Source organism: Pantoea sp. SIMBA_079 (assembly GCF_046940275.1).
In the GTDB taxonomy this organism is placed as follows: domain Bacteria; phylum Pseudomonadota; class Gammaproteobacteria; order Enterobacterales; family Enterobacteriaceae; genus Pantoea; species Pantoea borealis.
Window position 1 is genome coordinate 1 of sequence record NZ_JAWRYR010000144.1, and the last position, 311, is coordinate 311.

Below are 311 nucleotides of genomic sequence, written 5' to 3' on the forward strand. Positions count from 1 at the left end.
TGGTGGGTGATGACGGGTTCGAACCGCCGACCCCCTCCTTGTAAGGGAGATGCTCTACCAACTGAGCTAATCACCCACTTCGGTACTTCTTTAACAGGCTGCCTGACTAAGATATGGTGGGTGATGACGGGTTCGAACCGCCGACCCCCTCCTTGTAAGGGAGATGCTCTACCAACTGAGCTAATCACCCATATCTTATCTCTTACTACCTGTTCACTGCGGGCCACCTTAAGAGTGGTGGGTGATGACGGGTTCGAACCGCCGACCCCCTCCTTGTAAGGGAGATGCTCTACCAACTGAGCTAATCACCC

3 tRNA genes are annotated in these 311 nt (G+C 54.0%); all 3 read right to left on the reverse strand.

The window, feature by feature from the left end:
* The 3 genes from SB719_RS19475 to SB719_RS19485 all read right to left on the reverse strand — a co-directional run bounded on the left by SB719_RS19475 (window position 1) and on the right by SB719_RS19485 (window position 311).
* Window positions 1-76 (reverse strand) — tRNA-Val (locus tag SB719_RS19475).
* Window positions 77-114: 38 nt separating this feature from the next.
* Window positions 115-190, reverse strand: a tRNA-Val gene (locus SB719_RS19480).
* A gap of 45 nt (window positions 191-235) precedes the next feature.
* Window positions 236-311, reverse strand: a tRNA-Val gene (locus tag SB719_RS19485).